The organism is Saccharothrix sp. HUAS TT1, assembly GCF_040744945.1.
Taxonomy (GTDB): Bacteria; Actinomycetota; Actinomycetes; order Mycobacteriales; family Pseudonocardiaceae; genus Actinosynnema.
The window spans coordinates 6,380,939-6,395,945 of record NZ_CP160453.1 but is presented as its reverse complement, the minus strand read 5'-3'; the positions used below and the strand labels follow the sequence as shown (position 1 = coordinate 6,395,945).

Genomic DNA, 15,007 nt, shown 5'->3' with positions numbered 1-15,007 from the left:
GCCATGCACAGGGCGGACGGCAGGCGACCCGACGGGGTGGACGACGCGACCGTGGAGGCGGTCGGCGCGTTGACCGAGGCGCTGGAGACCACCGAACGGGCCCGCGGGCACCTGTTCTCGTTCCACCAGCTGACCGGCACGGCCGACATCCAGGCGCAGCGCGCCGCCCGGCTGCTGCGCGAGGCCGGGCACGGCGACCTGGCCGACGGGCTGGAGGCGGAGCTGGTCGGGCGCAACGTCACCGCGGGGCGGTGGACGTTCCAACTGGTCGAGGAGTACGAGGACGGCTACTACAGCCTGTTCCGCGACCACGAGCGCGCGCTGCGCGACCGGCTGCTCAACGGCGCCCGGCACGTGTACGAGGCGGAGATGAAGCAGCGCAACACCACCCCCGGCGAACCCGGGCATGAGCTGAACCCCTGACGCCTACCGGGCCCGCGCCGCGGCCCGCGCGTTGAGCGTGCGCGCGGCGGTGTGCGCCTGGTCGAGGCCGACGGCGAGCAGCGTGGCGCGGATGACCGAGACCGGCGCGCGGTAGCTGAGCGCCCGCGCGGTGCGCTCGGTCTCGATGTCGAGCCGGGTGGCGACGTCGGCGGGGAGCATGACGGGGACCAGGTCGGTCACGTCGTCGTAGGTGAGGGGCACTTCGTTCGTCACGGCGCAAGTGTCACCGGTCCGACCGGCGGCTGCCAGTGCCCGATGGGCTGACCGGTGACACGAACGTGGAAGGCGTGCCGGAGCGTCCACCTTGGACGTTGGCCTGTGTCCCCCTTGGACAGTGGCACAGCACCCCGGAGCGGTGTCATCTCTTCACTCGAAGCGGTGGTTGGCCGACTGCCGCCGACAACCGACCGTGGTGTGTCGGGGACGACTCTCAGGCCCGGCCGCTCCCGGAGGCGAGGGGTTGTGGCCAGGCGGCCGGGTCCGCCGGGTCGGCCGGGGCGGTCGCGCACACGACGTAGTGGCGTGGCGCGAGGGCGTTGAGGTGGTCGGGCAGCACGGCCATGCAGCGGGCGTGGGCCTGCTCGGGCGTGCGCACGTCGTCGGTGGCCGTCAGGTAGGCGACCAGCGGCTGCCCGTCGACCGAGGCGAAGACGCGGGCGACCGACGGCGCGAGGGCTTCGTCCAGCACCCGCCGCACCTCGGCGAGGTCGACCCAGCAGTGGTCGACCAGCACCCAGTCGGGGCCGCGGGCGATCGGCGGCAGGCCGACCAGCTCGCGGATCCGCGCCGCGTCGAGGTCGCCGTGCGCCGCGCCGACGAGCAGGTCCTCCACGGCCAGCAGCAGCGACTCCATCTCGGCCCGCGGCACCAGACCGGTGTCCGCGCTCCACAGGTCCAGCAGCAGCCGGTCGTCCACCCGGTTCAGGCCGAACCGCACCGGCGTGCCGTTGCGGTGCACCGGCCGCCAGCGCAGCTCGGTCTGCCGCCGGGCGGCGTCGATCTGCTCGGGCCGGTGCTTGACACCCGCGTTCACCCCGGACCACGACTCGGGCACGAGGCTGTTGAACAGCGGGTCGTAGAGGAACCGGAGCCCGCGCTCGTGCTCGATCCGCTCGCTCATCGCCCCCCGCTCGGCGCCGTCGTAGCGGCCGTGCCTGCTCGCCTCCAGCACCGCGGTCCAGGTGTGCCTGGCCAGCTCGTCGAAGCTGCGGCCGGCCACCTCGACGGTGACCAGGCTGCCCTGCGCCAGGGCGCCGACGTAGTCGACCAGGCGGCGGTCGAAGCGGTTGCTCGACAGCAGCGGGAACACCAGGTCCCGGTAGCCGGTGCGCTGGGCGAGCACCGCGCACACGGCGCTCAGCACGATGCCCGACCGGCTGGACCGGGTGCGCGCCGCGACCTGCCGCACCGCCATCGCGGCGGCCACCGACGACAGCTCCACCGCCAGCGACTCGCCGGAGGGCCGGGCGCCCGGCAGGGCGTACAGGCAGCGGGGGATCCGCCGCGACTGGTCGCGCAGGTGGCGCAGCGCCGACTCGGCCCGGCGCCGCTCGGCGGGCGTCGCCTCCAGCTCGGCCTGGTCCAGCGGCTGGTGCCGGGGCGCGCCCGCTTGCCGCCGGGCCGGGTGGGCGAGCAGGTCGGCGAACTCGCGCTTGACCACCTCGATCGCGCCGAGGTCCACGGCCAGGTGCGAGAACCCGGCGGCGCACGCGACGACCGCGCCGTCCTCGGCGGTGGCCACCGCGATCCGCAGCGCGGTCGCGACCGCGCCGCGCCGCTCCCGCAGCCACCCGACGAGCTGCCCGGCCACCGCGGGCCGGTCCCGCGGCCCCCACTCGCCCGCGCCGAGCGAGCACACGTGCAGCGGCAGCTCGCCGGTCGCGGCGACCACCTGACGCGGGTGCTCGCCGCCGACGTACGTGGTCCGCAGGCCCTCGTGCCTGGCCACCAGCACGGCGGTCGACTCGACCACGTCGGCCACCGACACCCCGTCGGGCACCGGCAGCTCGACGCACAGGACGGCGTTGAAGTGGTCGGGGGTGAGCTTCAGCCACTGCATGGTGTTGAGCTGGCCGAGGGTCACCGGCCCCTCGCCGCCGCGCTCCCCGGCGAACGCGATCGGGACCGGGTCCAGCGGGGTCAGCCGGACCCGGCGGCGGCGGTGCTGCCGCCCGGTGTCGGAGGAGGTCGTCATCGCCGGTCAGCCGATCAGCCCGCGCAGCACGCCGACCACGTCGCCGTCGTCCGGCGCGTGCTCCCGCAGCGCCGCCGCGGGCCACCGGTCACCGCGGACGCCGGGGAAGACGTCGAGCGCTCCGGAGTACGGCCGCGGGCTCCAGTCGCGGACGGCGTCCTGGTTGGCCTGCCACACGCGCGCCGAGCGCACGACGAACTCGGTGGTCGTGTCCGACGGCACCAGGTCGCGCGCCTTCCAGCGCTCCAGGACCGCGGCCGGGTCCCCGAACGGTCCGTCGAAGTCCGGGTCGACGTCCAGCGACCCGGCGTCGAGCAGGGCGACGAGCCGCACCTCCGCGCCGGCCTCGGTGAGCTGGACGGCCATCTCGTGCGCGACGGCCGCGCCGGTCGAGCAGCCGCCCAGCAGGTAGGGCCCTGAGGGCCGCACGGCCCGGATGGCCTCGACGTACCCGCGAGCCATCCTCGGCACGGTCCGGAGGGGTTCGGCGGCCGAGTGCAGCCCGACCGCCTGCAGCCCGAACAGGGTGAACTCCTCGCCCAGCTCCTGGGCCAGGTCGCAGTACGGGCCGACCTGCCCGTTGGCCGGGTGCACCAGGAACAGCGGGGGCCGGGCGCCGTCGCCGCGCTGGAGCGGGACGAGCGGGTCGGCCAGCCACGCGGTCCGGTCCCGCAGCCGGGTGGCCAGCCGCTCCACCGTCGGGTGCTCGGTCATCACGTTCAGGGGCAGCTGGACGCCGAACTCCTCGAAGACGGCGTTGATGACCCGGGCCGCGTCCAGCGAGTTGCCGCCGACTTCGAAGAAGTTCTCCCGGATGCCGACCGCGAACCCGATCACCTCCTGCCACTGCCGGGCCAACCACAGCTCGACCGGGTCCCGGGGCCGCCGGTAACCGGTGTCGGTCGCATCGTCCACAGTCGGGTTCATCGCGTGGTCGCACCGCCCTCGTGACCGGCGGCGAGCCGCCAGCGCTGGATCTTCCCGGCCGCGGACCGGGGGAGTCGTTCGACGAACGTGAAGTGCTTCGGGACCTTGTAACCGGCCAGCCGCCGGCCGCAGTGCGCGGCGAGCTCGGCCTTGCGGACGTTCGCGCCGGGGCGCAGCACCACCTGGACGCCGACCACCGACCCGAGCGTCCCGTGCGGCACGGCGAGGGCGACGGCGTCGACCACCGCGGGGTGCGCCAGCAGCGCCGCCTCGACCTCGTCCGGGTCGACCTTCTCGCCGCCCACGTTGATGGCGCCCTGGTCGCGCGGTTCGAGGTGCAGGTAGCCGTCCCGGTCGACCCGGCCGCGGTCGCCGACGGTGGCGAAGCCGTCCGGGGTGGAGCGGACCACCAGGTCGTTGACGTAGTCGGAGCGGCCGACCCGCCGCGGCGTGCGCATGAAGACGGTGCCGACCACGCCCGGCGGGACGGGCGCGCCGTCGTCGTCCAGCACGCGGAGCTGGGTGAGGAAGCCGCGGCCGACCGTGCCCGGCCGGGCCAGCCACTCGTCACCGCGGGCCAGCGTCACGCCGATGCCCTCGGTCGCGCCGTACAGCTCGAAGACCCGTTCCGGGCCGAGCAGGTCGATCCACCCGCGCTTGGTGCCCTCGTCGCAGCGGGCGGCGGTGTGCAGCAGCGCGCGCAGGCTGGCGAAGCTCGTCGGATCGGGGTTCGCCAGCATCAGGACCTCGCGCATGTGCGTCGGGGTGAGCTGCAGCCACTCGACGCGGTGCTCCCGGACCAGCTCGACCGTCCACTGCGGGGAGAAGAACGGTTGCAGCACAACGGTGTTCATGTCGAGCACCGCGTCCACGAACGCGGTGAACGGCGCGGCGTGGTAGAGCGGGCCGACGATGAGCTGCCGCTGGCCCGTGCGCCAGCCGGTCTGCCGGATCACCAGGGACGGCGTCCGGGCCGGGTCGTAGCGCAGCGGCCCCGGCTTCGCGGAGATCTTGGGGACGCCCGTGCTCGCGCCCGTGGCCAGCAGGTACGCCACGTCACCCGCCGGGGGCGGTGGCGCGGCGGCGCGCACCGGCTGGTCGTGGTCGCCCGTCAGGCGCACGTGCTCGAACCGCCGACCGAGCAGGCCGACCAGGACGTCCCGCTCGGCGGGCGGCGTGCCCGGGTTCAGCGGGAACACCGGGACCTCGGCCGCGAGCGCCGCCGCGATGCCGGTCGCCGCCGCCAGGGTGTTGCCCGCCTCCACGACGACGCACGACCGGACGTTCGGGTCGAGCGCCGCGCGCAGGGCGGCCACCCCGCGGTCGACCTCGTCGGCGAACTCCCGCCACGACAGGGTCCGCTCGACCAGGTCCGCGTCGAACCCGATCAGCGCCGCCCGCTCGGGTTCGGCGCGCGCGATCCCGGTGATGCGCTGGTGGACGGAGAGGGTCATCGCTACCGCAGCATCTCGGCCAGCCGCCGCACGCTGGAGGCGCTCATGAACTCGTACACGTCCAGCGGTCGGTCGAACTCGGCCTCGATGGCGGCGATGATGCCCAGCGCCGACAGCGAGTCGCCGCCCAGCTCCAGGAAGTCGTCGGTCGCGCCGACCGGCCGGACGTCCATCTGCGCCGACCAGATCTCGGCCACCCGGCGCTCGACGTCGTCGCCCGGGTCCTCGAACAGCGCGCACCGGCCGTCGGCGACCGCCGCCGCCAGGTATTCGACGTCCACCGCGCCGTCGACCCTCGGCACCCGCTCCACGACCAGCACGCCGTTGAGCCCGCAGTCCTCGCCCAACCGCTGCCGCACGTGGTTGCGCAGCACCGGCCCGCTCAGGAACTCGGTCAGCTCGACGGCCGCGACGACGACCTCGCGCCCGTCGTGGCGCACGACGGCGACCTCGGCCTCGGCCACACCGGGATGTGCCGACAGCACCTCGGAGATCTCGGCCAGGCTCACCATGTGCGCTCTCCCATCAGCAGTTCGGCGACCAGGCCGTGCACCTCGGCCGCGCGCAGCAGGTCGGTGTGGTCCACGTCCACCGCCAGGCCCTTGGCGTCCTCCACCGGAGGCTCCTGGTCCTTGGAGGACACGAACAGCGGCGTGCCCGAACGCGTGTCGAACCGGCCCGCGCCGGCCAGGAGCAGGTACTCCACGTACGCGGTGAACCCGCCGGTGAGCTGCTGCCGGAAGTACTCGTTGAGCCCCAGCCGGCCGGCGACCGCGCCCATCAACCCGTCGTACGCCGCGACCAGGGCGGCGGCGATGCGCGGCAGGTCGTCCGGGTGGGCCTCGACCAGCCCGTCCGCCAGCGCGCGGGCGCCGTCCAGCTCGTCGGCGGTCAGGTGCTCCGCGGACGTCTCCAGCGAGGAGGTGAACTGGTGGGCCAGCGAGCCCGCCGACGTGCCGACGGCGTCGAAGAGCAGGGTGACCGGCGGTGCGGCCGACCCGGCGACCGCGTCGGCGACGCAGGTGGCCAACGCGGCTCCGGCGCAGTACCCGAGCACCGCGCGCACCGGTCGGCCGGTCGACGCCGCGTCCGCCACCCAGCGGTCCACGCACGCGTCCAGCGGTCCGGCGCCCGGCTGGGCGAGGTGCAGGAAGGAGGCGCCCACGTCGACGCCGGCGGCCAGGTCCGCGAAACCGGCCGCGGCCCGCCCGCCGGGGAAGTCCAGGCACAGCACGAGGTCGGGGCCGCGGTCGGACAGCTGCCGCCAGTGGGTCAGTTCCACCGCCCGGCCTCCCCGGTGTCCACGGCCGCCGCCAACCGCCGGTAGTCGACCTTGCCGCCGGGTGTCCGGGGCAACCGGTCCACGTGCCGCAGCACCACGTGCCGGCTCGGCACGCCGAGAGCGGCGGCCAACTGCCGCCGCTGCCCCTCGTGCACGGCCGCGTCGCCCGCGCCGAACAGGTACACCACGTCGTCCTCGCCGCGGACCACCGCGGTCGGGTGGTCCGGCTGCTCGACCAGGCGCTCCAGGTCGTCCAGGCTCGTGCGGACGCCGAGCACCTTGACGATCCGCTTGGTGCGGCCGGTCAGGTACAGGTAGCCGTCGCGCAGGTACCCGAGGTCGCCGGTGTCCAGCACGTCCACCTCGGGACCGCGGCGCAGGTCGTCGCGCCCGGTCGCGTAGCCGAGCATCACGCCGGGACCCCGGTAGTGGACCGCGCCCTCGCCGGGGACGGCCCGGTCGTGCCCCTCGGTCGGCTCGATCGTGATCACGCCGCCGGGCACCGCGGCGCCGACCGACCCGAGGCGGTCCGGCAGGTCGGCCGGGTCGAGGCAGGCGATCCGCGAGGTGGCCTCCGTCTGGCCGTACATCGGGAAGAAGCGGCCCCCGCGCCGCTCCATCATCCGCGCGAGCCGCATCGTCAGGCCGTCGGCGAGGCGTGCGCCCGACTGGGTCATCGTGCGGATCTCCGTGCGCTCCAGGAGGTTCACGTGCGCCGGTCCGAACGCCGCGTAGGTCGTCGGCACGGCGGCGAAGGAGGTGGCGCCCGCCCTGGTCAGCCGGTCCCACATCGCCAGCGACAGCGGCGACCGGTCGCTGAGCACGATGCTCGCGCCGGCCCGCAGGTGGCTGTTCAGCACCGACAGTCCGTAGGCGTGCGTGATCGGCAGGGTGGTCGGCGCGCGTTCCGCGGCGGTGATGCCCAGCGCGCGGACGATGGCGGCGGAGTTGTCGGCCACCCCGCCGTAGGACAGCCGCACCGCTTTCGGGCTGCCCGTCGTGCCGGAAGTCGCCAGCAACAAAGCCGTGTCCGGGAAGATGTCGTCGGCCGGTCCGGCGGTGCGGCTTCGAAAGAGTTTCGCGCCGTCCGCGAGTTCGCCGATCGGTTCGTAACCGAAGTCGGTCGAATTCGACCCGCCACCGGGCGCGGGCACCACGAACTCGGGCCGGTACGCCGCGAGGATTTCCGCCGAAGCGGGCAGGAAGGCCACCGCGTGGCCCAGCCGGAGCGCGGCGAGGTAGGCGAGCAGGGTCGGCAGGTCGCGGTCGCCCGCGCACAGGACCAGCGCCTTCCCGTTGTGGCGCAAGGACCGTTCGGCCTCTCGGACCAGTCCGTCGAGGTCCGAGTAGGACAGCGTCCGGCCACCGGCGAGGTGGACGGCCGGTGAGCGCGGCGACGCCTCTTCGTGCGTCACCAGGTCGAGCGTCGCCGGCGGCATGCGCACATAATGCGGGCTGATCCGAACGCGGTCCATAGCCCGTACGCGGTGCCGAAGAGGTGCTTGACGGCATCCGCGCCGGTGGTGCAGATTCCCGTTGTCCTCCCGGCGAAGGGAAGCCGCCATGACCTCCGAGATCCGCCAGTTCCTGTTCGATTCGCTGGCGGTCATGAAGTACAGCACCGCCGAGATGGACGACGACACGGTGCTCGGCCCGGCCGGCGCCGACCTCGAATCGCTCGCGCTGGCCGAGCTCTCGCTGCGGGTGGAGGACCACTTCGGCGTCCGGTTCGACGAGGACGAGGCCGAGATGTTCGCCGCCATGACGGTCGGCGAGTTCTGCGCCGAGGTCGAGCGGCGCGTGCAGACCGCAACGGCGACGTGAGCACGGGCGTCGTCGTGACCGGGATCGGGCTGGTCAGCCCGGTCGGCACGGCGGTGGAAGAGGTGTTCGAGGCGGTCTGCGCCGGTCGTTCCGCACTGGTGCGCCCGCCCGAGGGCCACGCGCTGCACGGCGTCGTGGACGTGGCGGCGATCGGTCCGGCCATCGACCCCGAGAGCGTCCTCCCGCCGCGGGAGGCCAGGGTGGTCGACCGCTCGATCGTGATGGGCGTGCGGGCTGCCGAAGACGCGCTGGCCGACGCCGGGATCGAGGTCGGCCGGGACGTCGACCCGTTCCGCGTCGCGGTCGTGCTCTCCGGTGTCGGCGGCCTGGAAACCCTTGCGCGGCAGGCCGTCGAGCGGTCGGTGCGCGGTCGCCTCGGCGTCAGCCCGTTCATGCTGCCCGGCGTGCTGCCGAACATGGCGGCGGCCCGGGTCGCCATCAAGTTCGGCATCCGCGGGTACACCTCCTCGTCCGGCACGGCGTGCGCGGCGGGCGGGCAGTCGATCGGCGAGGCGGTGCGCGTCCTCCGGTCCGGCGAGGCCGACGTGGTGGTGTGCGGGTGCACCGAGGCCCCGCTGTTCCCGACGTTCGCCGACGCCTTCGGCAACGCCCTCGCGCTCGCCCGCGGCTGGCCCGATCCCACCACCGCCAGTCGGCCGTTCGACCGGCGGCGCAACGGTTTCGTGCTCGGCGAGGGCGCCGGGGTGCTCGTGCTCGAACGGTTCGAGTTCGCGCGGGCGCGCGGCGCGGCGGTCCACGCCGGCGTGCTCGGCTGGGGCGCTACCAGCGACGCCCACCACCCGACCGCGCCCCGGCCGGACGGCTCCAGCGCGGCGGAGAGCATGCGGATCGCACTCCGGGGCGCCGGGCTGTCCACAGGGGACATCGACTACCTCAACGCGCACGGCACCGGCACGAAGGCCGGGGACGCCGCCGAGGCGGTGGCGATCAGGACCGTGTTCGGCGACGGGATGCCGCCGGTCAGCTCGACCAAGGGCGTCACCGGGCACCTGCTCGGCGCGTCCGGCGTGGTGGAGGCCGCGATCGGCATCACGGCCCTGCGCAAGGGCCTGCTGCCGCCGACCGCCAACCTGGACGACCCGGACCCGGCCTGCGACCTCAACCACGTGCGCGGCGAGCCGGTGACCGCGGCGGTCGGCGCGGTCATGTCCAACTCGTTCGGGTTCGGCGGCCACAACGTCAGCGTGATCTTCGGGAGTGCCGATGGCTGAGCCGACCGCCTTCGACCGGATCACCGTGCCGTTCGCCGGACCCGGCGCGGGCGCCGCGCCGCTGACCTGGGGCCAGAAGGCGATCCTGCACGACATGCGGACGAGCGACTGGACCTACAACATCAGCGGGGCCCACCAGCTGCCGGGCGGTGTCGCGGTCGAGGAGGTCGCCGAGCGACTGGGCCGGCTCATGGGCAAGCACCCGGCCCTGCGGACGCGGGTGGTCGAGGGCGACGACGGCGTGCCGCTCCAGGTCGTGTTCGCGTCCGGCGAGGTGGACCTGGAGGTCCTGGTCTTCGCCGACGAGCTGGACCGCGCCGACGTGGTGGCGCACGGCAACAAGCTGTGGCTGGAGTGGATGGCCACCCCGTTGGAGCAGCACACCCCGTGGCCGCTGCGGATGGCCGTGCTGCGGCACCGGGGCGCCGCCGTGCAGGTGGTGCTCACGTTCGGGCACCTGGTGGCCGACGGCGTCGGCGCGCTGCTGCTCATGAGCGATCTCGGCCTCGGCGAGCTGGCCGACCGCCGGGTGGACCCGGACGCGGTGCTGATCGCCGACCTGGCCCGCCGGGAGCGGACGCCGCGGGTGCGGCGGATCAGCGACCGGGCCATGGAGTACTGGGCGGGCCGGCTCCGGTCGCTGCCGCCGTCGACCTTCGGCGCGCCGGGCTCACCGGACTACCAGCCGGGGCAGCGGTGCCGGAACGTGCGGTTCAACTCACCGGCCACCCACCTGGCCGCGCTCGCGATCGCCCGGCGGACCGGCGCCGACACCGGGCCGGTGCTGCTCGCGCTGATCGCCATCGCGATCGCCCGCACCACCGGCGTCAACCCGCTCACCACGCACGTCGCCGCGGGCAACCGGTACCGGCCCGGCCTCGCCGACGTCATCGGCACGGTGGTCCAGAACGCCGTGCTCACGCTCGACACCGACGGCTCGGTGGACGCCGTGGTGGCACGGGCGCGCCAGGCGACGACAGTCGCCCTGATGCAGTCCTACTACGACCCCGACCAACTGGCGGAGCTGACCGCCCGCCTCGACGCCGAGCGCGGTCACGAGGCCCGGATCACCTGCCGGATCAGCGACCGGCGGTTCAGCACCAGGACCCGGGCCGACGCGAGGGCGCGCGAGGCGGCCCCGACGGCGGAGGAGATCCGGGCGAAGCTGCCGGAGACGTTCCTCAAGTGGCACAAGTACGTCTACCGCTGGACCGACCAGCTGTTCGTCAACATCGAGGACCGGCCGGACACCGTCTACCTCCAGGTCGTCAGCGACATCGACGTCTTCGCCGCGGAGCGGGTGGAAGCCCTGCTGCGCGCGGTGGAGGAGGTGGCGGTGGAGGCCGCGACCGGAGTGGGAACAGCGCGACCGTCCACTCCGGATCTCCTGGTCACGCCGAGGTGACGCGGGCCAGGCACAGGTAGCGCAGCTCGCGGTCGTAGTCGGCGATCACCACCGGCTCGACCGAGCCGTCGAGCGCGTCGACCAGGTCCCACCACACCCCCGTGGTGGGTTGCCCGACCGACGTCCGCGCGTGCTCCGGGCGCTCGGGCCACACCGCCGCCAGCGACTCGCTCAGCACGACCCGCGCGGCGCGCCCGCCCGACAGCTCGGTCACCGCGCCGGACGCCAGCTCGGCCACGGATTCCGGTGGCACACCGGGGAACTGGCGGACGTCGGTCGCCCGTGCGCCCGTGCCCGAACCGAGCAGCACGGCGACCCCGCGGTGCTCCGCCGGCAACGCCGTGCCCGGGTCGTAGGGCAGCGACGACTGCTCGACCACGACCAGCAGCGCCCGTTCCGCGCCGTGGTCGCGGATGACGCGCAGCGCGGTGAACGGCGACGCGCTGCCCTGGTCGCAGACGGCGAAGGACAGCGGCGCGCCGGGGCAGAGGTGGCCGAGGTAGGTCGCGGTGGCCCGGCCCGGCCACACGTCGTGCACCGAGAACGCCAGCACCAGCAGGTCCACCGGTTCCGCCGCCGGCACGACGGCCGGGATCAGCGCGCCGGCCATCTCGCCGTAGGACTGGCCGGACAGCCCGGGACCGGGCTCGACCCCGAAGGGCCGGGCCATGTCCGCGATGTAGGCGGACACCCGGGAGCGGTGGTCGTCATCGGCCAGGACCGCGGCCCCGCCGGTGAAGCTCCGGCGCCCGGCGCGGATGAGGCGCACCCCGGCTCACCAGGGCCGGCTGTTGCCGGCGATGAACGTGGCCAGCTCGCCGACCGTGCGCAGCTCGTCCGGCCGCATCTTCTCCACGTCGACCTGGATCCCGACCTGCTCCTCCACCTCCAGCAGCAGCTCCAGGCCGAGTGACGAGCTGACACCCAGCTCGTCGGCCATGTGCATGTCCTCGGTGATCGGCTCTTCTCGCTCCACCAACCGCTTGAGCACGGTCGTCATGGCCGCGACCACCCGGTCCCGCAAGTCGGCGTCGAGCTGGGCGTCGGGTGCGGTCATGTCGGCCTCCTGGCGTGACGGGGGTCAGTGCTGGAACACCATCGCGGAGAACGTCGCGCCCGCTCCGGCGCCGACGGTCGCGATGAGGTAGTGGTCGCCTTCGCGCAGCAGGTCGCGCTCCACGGCGGTGCGGTAGTTGGCGAACGCGTCCGAGCAGAACAGGTGGCCGTTGTCGGGCACGTTCGACAGCAGCACGCGCTGGACCGGGAAGCCCACCAGCAGGCACAGGCGCTGCCAGGTCACCACGTTCACGTTGTGCGGCAGCACCAGCCGGATGTCGTCCAGCGCGAGGCCGGCGTCCGCCACGGCCCGGTGGATCACCTCGGCCAGCGCCGGGCGGTACTCGCGCTGGAACCGCTCGGCGCTCTCGCCGAACTCGGTGTCGAACTCGCCGCGCTGGGCGCACGCGAAGGAGAGCATCCGGTCGCGCGGGCCGTCGGCGCTCACCAGGCACGCGGACGCGCCCTCGCCGAACAGCGACGTGCCCGGCAGCAGCCGCGCGTCCCGGGTGAACGCCTTCTCGCCCGTCAGCACCAGCGCCAGCGCGTCGTCCGCCGGGTCACCGGCGAGCAACCGCCCGGCCAGCTCGACCGCCAGCAACCCGCTCGCACAACCCTGTTGCGTGACGGTGAAAGCGAGGGCGTGACCGAGCCCGAACTCGTGGCACACCTCGTGCAGCGCGTTGTGCGGGTGTGGCGCGACGACCGGCATCGCGCGGCCGTGGACGACGTAGCGGACCCGGTGCTCCTGGCCGCGCAACGCGGCGAGCCCGGCGACGGCGGCGCGCAGCAGGTCGGCCGCCGACCGCTCGGGGTCGAAGCGGACCTGGTCCAGGCCGTGGAACCGGCGGAAGAGCCGCACTTGGACGTCGGTCAGCCCGAGCGGGTCGGCCAGGTCCTCGATGGGAACGCGGAAAGCCGGTGTGTGCACCGACACCGCGTCGAGAGCGGTCACACTTCGGGATCCCACCACGTCGTTCCGGTGAACGTCAATGTGTGCCACCATGTTGTGGTGTCGCGGTTCCTGCTGGTCGTACTGCCGCTGCAAGGTCACCTCTACCCCATGCTCGCGATCGGGCAGGAACTCGTCCGCGCGGGCCACGAAGTCGTCTGGTGCGGTCCGCGGGACGTGCTGCGCCCGCTGGTCGGTCCGGATGCGACGGTGCACCCCACCGGCGCGCGGACCTACCGCCGCCACGACGAGGTCGGCATGGCCGGCGTGCGGGCGATGTGGGACGGCTACCTGATCCCGTTCACCCGCTTCACCCTCGGCCCGGTCGAGGCGGCGGTGGTCGAGCACCGGCCCGACGTCGTGGTGACCGAGCAGTACGCGCTGGCCGGCGGGTTGGTGGCGCACCGCCACGGCATCCCGTGGGCGACGCTGTGCACCGGCACGCTGGAGCTGACCCCGCCCGCCGACCTGGTCGGCTTCGACGACTACGTGGCCGCGAAGGTGGCGCAGTCGCTGGAGATGGCGGGGCTGGCCGGGGAGCCGTTGGACCCCAGGTTCTCGCCGCACCTGGTGATCGCCCTGATGACCAGGGGCCTCGTGGGCGACGTCGAGCTGCCGGAGCGCTGCGTGCTCACCGGATCGGCGCTCGGACCCCGGCCGAACGCGCCGGACTTCCCCTGGCACGCCTGGGATCCAGACCGGCGGCACGTGCTGGTGACGGTCGGCACCCTGGTCGGGCACATGGTCGGCGACTTCTACGAGCGGGCGGCGGCCGTGCTCGCGCCCATGGCGGACGAGGTGCAGGCGGTGTTCGTCACCTCGGGGGTGGCCGCGTCGTCGTTGCCGGAGAACGTGATCGCGGCCGAGCTGGTGCCGATGCTCGACCTGGTGCCGAAGCTGGACGCCCTGGTGTGCCACGCCGGAGGCGCGGTCAACGAAGCGCTCACCTTCGGGGTCCCGATGGTCGTCGCGCCGGTGCGGGCGGAGCAGGTGGCGCTGGCGCGGCAGGTCGCGAGGTCGGGCGCGGGCGTGGAAGTGTCGATCCTGGACGCCACGGTGGCCGAGTTGGACGCGGCCGTGCGGGCGGTCCTGGACGACCCGGGCTACCGCCGCCACGCGCGCCGGATCGCCGGGGAGTTCGCCGCCGCCGGGGGAGCGGCCTCGGCCGCCGCGCACCTGGTCGCCCTGGCGTCGGGCGTCACCGAGCCGGTGGCGGGCGCCGGGAGGGCGGTCGGGTGAACAAGGCCCCGTCGAGCGGGCCCGGGGCCACCGCGCTGCCCGCGGCCGAGGAGTTCGCGTGGGCCAGGCAGCGGCGGGCGGACATCCGGGCCGCCGGTGGCGTGCTCGACCCGGTGCTGCCGCTGCGGACCGGCGGCGACGGGCCGGCCCTGTTCTGCGCGCCGCCGCTGGTCGGCGCCGGCTGGTGCTACCTGGCCCTGCTGCCGCACCTCGCGCCCGAGCACCCGGTGTACGCGCTGCAGTCGCGCGGCCTGCGCCGGCCGGAGCCGCTGCCGGTCGACATGGCCGAGCTGGCGAGGGACTTCGCCGACCGGATCAGGGTCACCCAGCCGCACGGCCCCTACCACCTGTTCGGCTGGTCCATCGGCGGCAACACGGCGCACGCCATCGCCGAGGAGCTGGAACGCCGGGGCCACGAGGTCGGGCTGCTCGCCATCGCCGACGCCATGCCGGAACTCGCGCACAGCGTCAGCGTGGCCGACGACAACGTGTGGCTGCTGTGCGACTTCGTGCTGCGCGAGTTCGGCTACCAGCCGGTGGTCGAGCCGGACGACCCGGACCCGGTGACCAGGATGCTGGAGGTGGTCCGGGCCCGCCCGGGGCTGGGGCTGCACGAGTGGCCGGACCGGCAGCTGCGCGCGCTGCCGGGGGTGATCCGCAACAACATCGCGCTGGCCCAACGACATCGCCCCGGCCGGGTCCGCTGCCCGGTGCTGTTCTTCGCCGCCACCGACAGCGCGCGGACCACCGAGGAGAAGCTGGCGTCCTGGCAGGACCACGTCGGCGGACCGGTCGACGTGATCACGGTCGACGCCAAGCACGAGCACATGCTGCTGCCCGCGCCGGTCGCGCGGATCGGGGCCGGCCTCACCGCGCGCCTCGCCGGGAACCCGAAGGCGCCCGCACCGACTGCGGACATCCGTGACAGCCTGATTGCCACCGCGGAACGGCGAACCTAGTCTCGGTGCACGGGTCCGCGCCCGAGTCCTGGCGCCCGT

At 74.3% G+C, this 15,007-nt stretch carries 16 protein-coding genes; 6 read left to right on the top strand and 10 right to left on the bottom strand.

The window, feature by feature from the left end:
• Positions 1-3: 3 nt before the first annotated feature.
• Complete coding sequence (locus AB0F89_RS28685; protein WP_367128741.1) at positions 4-423, top strand: hypothetical protein; 420 nt, start codon at positions 4-6, stop codon at positions 421-423.
• Positions 424-426: 3 nt separating this feature from the next.
• Here AB0F89_RS28685 and AB0F89_RS28680 read toward each other — a convergent pair whose 3' ends face one another.
• The 7 genes from AB0F89_RS28680 to AB0F89_RS28650 all read right to left on the bottom strand — a co-directional run bounded on the left by AB0F89_RS28680 (position 427) and on the right by AB0F89_RS28650 (position 7,740).
• Positions 427-657 (bottom strand): hypothetical protein, encoded by a 231-nt coding sequence (locus AB0F89_RS28680; RefSeq protein ID WP_367128740.1) that lies wholly within the window; start codon positions 655-657, stop codon positions 427-429.
• Positions 658-874: 217 nt separating this feature from the next.
• Positions 875-2,638 (bottom strand): hypothetical protein, encoded by a 1,764-nt coding sequence (locus AB0F89_RS28675; RefSeq protein WP_367128739.1) that lies wholly within the window; start codon positions 2,636-2,638, stop codon positions 875-877.
• 6 nt (positions 2,639-2,644) lie between these two features.
• Positions 2,645-3,553: a thioesterase domain-containing protein gene (locus AB0F89_RS28670; RefSeq protein ID WP_367128738.1), complete on the bottom strand. Its 909-nt coding sequence runs from the start codon at positions 3,551-3,553 to the stop codon at positions 2,645-2,647.
• 8 nt (positions 3,554-3,561) lie between these two features.
• On the bottom strand, positions 3,562-5,019 hold the full coding sequence (locus tag AB0F89_RS28665; protein WP_367128737.1) for an AMP-binding protein: 1,458 nt from the start codon (positions 5,017-5,019) through the stop codon (positions 3,562-3,564).
• A 2-nt stretch (positions 5,020-5,021) separates the two neighbouring features.
• Positions 5,022-5,531, bottom strand: a complete 510-nt coding sequence (locus tag AB0F89_RS28660; protein WP_367128736.1) for a phosphopantetheine-binding protein — start codon at positions 5,529-5,531, stop codon at positions 5,022-5,024.
• Positions 5,525-6,301 (bottom strand): hypothetical protein, encoded by a 777-nt coding sequence (locus tag AB0F89_RS28655; protein WP_367128735.1) that lies wholly within the window; start codon positions 6,299-6,301, stop codon positions 5,525-5,527. Before AB0F89_RS28655 ends, AB0F89_RS28660 begins: the two co-directional genes overlap by 7 nt.
• Positions 6,292-7,740, bottom strand: a complete 1,449-nt coding sequence (locus AB0F89_RS28650) for an AMP-binding protein (RefSeq protein ID WP_367128734.1) — start codon at positions 7,738-7,740, stop codon at positions 6,292-6,294. Before AB0F89_RS28650 ends, AB0F89_RS28655 begins: the two co-directional genes overlap by 10 nt.
• Positions 7,741-7,864: 124 nt before the next feature.
• Between AB0F89_RS28650 and AB0F89_RS28645 the strand changes: the two genes are divergently transcribed.
• The 3 genes from AB0F89_RS28645 to AB0F89_RS28635 are packed head-to-tail and all read left to right on the top strand — an operon-like array spanning position 7,865 to position 10,762.
• The gene (locus AB0F89_RS28645) at positions 7,865-8,125 is read left to right on the top strand and encodes a phosphopantetheine-binding protein (RefSeq protein ID WP_367128733.1); all 261 of its coding nucleotides are present in this window, start codon (positions 7,865-7,867) and stop codon (positions 8,123-8,125) included.
• Positions 8,122-9,357: a beta-ketoacyl synthase gene (locus AB0F89_RS28640; RefSeq protein WP_367128732.1), complete on the top strand. Its 1,236-nt coding sequence runs from the start codon at positions 8,122-8,124 to the stop codon at positions 9,355-9,357. Before AB0F89_RS28645 ends, AB0F89_RS28640 begins: the two co-directional genes overlap by 4 nt.
• Complete coding sequence (locus AB0F89_RS28635) at positions 9,350-10,762, top strand: condensation domain-containing protein (RefSeq protein WP_367128731.1); 1,413 nt, start codon at positions 9,350-9,352, stop codon at positions 10,760-10,762. The genes AB0F89_RS28640 and AB0F89_RS28635 overlap by 8 nt, the downstream gene beginning before the upstream one ends.
• Here the strand turns inward: AB0F89_RS28635 and AB0F89_RS28630 are convergent.
• The 3 genes from AB0F89_RS28630 to AB0F89_RS28620 are packed head-to-tail and all read right to left on the bottom strand — an operon-like array spanning position 10,749 to position 12,773.
• Positions 10,749-11,531: a hypothetical protein gene (locus AB0F89_RS28630; protein WP_367128730.1), complete on the bottom strand. Its 783-nt coding sequence runs from the start codon at positions 11,529-11,531 to the stop codon at positions 10,749-10,751. The genes AB0F89_RS28635 and AB0F89_RS28630 overlap by 14 nt on opposite strands.
• Positions 11,532-11,537: 6 nt before the next feature.
• Entirely contained in the window at positions 11,538-11,819 is a 282-nt protein-coding gene (locus AB0F89_RS28625) for a phosphopantetheine-binding protein (RefSeq protein WP_367128729.1), read from the bottom strand.
• 24 nt (positions 11,820-11,843) lie between these two features.
• A complete protein-coding gene (locus tag AB0F89_RS28620; protein ID WP_367128728.1) occupies positions 11,844-12,773 on the bottom strand; it encodes a 3-oxoacyl-[acyl-carrier-protein] synthase III C-terminal domain-containing protein in 930 nt (309 codons plus the stop codon).
• A 57-nt stretch (positions 12,774-12,830) separates the two neighbouring features.
• On the opposite strand from AB0F89_RS28620, the gene AB0F89_RS28615 reads away from it, so the two are divergent.
• Positions 12,831-14,009, top strand: coding sequence for a glycosyltransferase (locus AB0F89_RS28615; protein WP_367128727.1), 1,179 nt, complete (start codon positions 12,831-12,833; stop codon positions 14,007-14,009).
• The gene (locus AB0F89_RS28610; RefSeq protein ID WP_367128726.1) at positions 14,006-14,968 is read left to right on the top strand and encodes a thioesterase domain-containing protein; all 963 of its coding nucleotides are present in this window, start codon (positions 14,006-14,008) and stop codon (positions 14,966-14,968) included. The genes AB0F89_RS28615 and AB0F89_RS28610 overlap by 4 nt, the downstream gene beginning before the upstream one ends.
• The last annotated feature ends 39 nt before the right edge of the window (positions 14,969-15,007 follow it).

What these genes read in the sequence shown, in the direction of transcription:
- AB0F89_RS28665 (WP_367128737.1), bottom strand. Translation starts at nt 5,019, where the DNA reads ATGACCCTCTCCGTCCACCAGCGCATCACCGGGATCGCGCGCGCCGAA.
- AB0F89_RS28650 (WP_367128734.1), bottom strand. Translation starts at nt 7,740, where the DNA reads ATGCCGCCGGCGACGCTCGACCTGGTGACGCACGAAGAGGCGTCGCCG.
- AB0F89_RS28675 (WP_367128739.1), bottom strand. Translation starts at nt 2,638, where the DNA reads ATGACGACCTCCTCCGACACCGGGCGGCAGCACCGCCGCCGCCGGGTC.
- AB0F89_RS28685 (WP_367128741.1), top strand. Translation starts at nt 4, where the DNA reads ATGCACAGGGCGGACGGCAGGCGACCCGACGGGGTGGACGACGCGACC.
- AB0F89_RS28645 (WP_367128733.1), top strand. Translation starts at nt 7,865, where the DNA reads ATGACCTCCGAGATCCGCCAGTTCCTGTTCGATTCGCTGGCGGTCATG.
- AB0F89_RS28625 (WP_367128729.1), bottom strand. Translation starts at nt 11,819, where the DNA reads ATGACCGCACCCGACGCCCAGCTCGACGCCGACTTGCGGGACCGGGTG.
- AB0F89_RS28660 (WP_367128736.1), bottom strand. Translation starts at nt 5,531, where the DNA reads ATGGTGAGCCTGGCCGAGATCTCCGAGGTGCTGTCGGCACATCCCGGT.
- AB0F89_RS28635 (WP_367128731.1), top strand. Translation starts at nt 9,350, where the DNA reads ATGGCTGAGCCGACCGCCTTCGACCGGATCACCGTGCCGTTCGCCGGA.